Annotated in this window: 1 pseudogene; it reads right to left on the bottom strand. The window is 57.7% G+C overall.

Features of this window, described 5'->3' with window-relative positions:
- Window positions 1-366: pseudogene (locus tag K5S59_RS30060) on the bottom strand (collagen-like protein); the annotation flags it as partial.

Here is a 366-nt window from a genome sequence, read left to right as displayed (position 1 = left end):
GTTGGGCCCGTGGATCCGGTTGGACCTTGTGAACCTGTTACTCCCGTTGGGCCGTGGATGCCTGGTGGGGCTTGAACTCCTTGGGGACCGTGTGCTCCGGTTGCCCCAGTATCCCCTGTTGGGCCTTGTGGACCTTGCAATCCTTGCACGCCTTGTGGACCGGTTGGACCTATTTCGCCTTGCACACCTTGAACTCCGGTTGGGCCTTGTGGACCAGTCGGACCTTGCACACCTTGTATCCCCTGAATTCCCTGCGGACCTTGTGCTCCGGTTGCCCCTGTCACACCTTGTATTCCTTGCGGGCCTTGATCTCCTTGAATTCCTTGTGGACACGTTGGACCTTGAATTCCTTGTGGACCTTGGATT

The sequence above is a fragment of the Bacillus sp. BML-BC051 genome (assembly GCF_019656175.1).
Taxonomy (GTDB): domain Bacteria; phylum Bacillota; class Bacilli; order Bacillales; family Bacillaceae_G; genus Bacillus_A; species Bacillus_A mobilis.
This window is presented reverse-complemented; position numbering and strand designations above follow the sequence as displayed.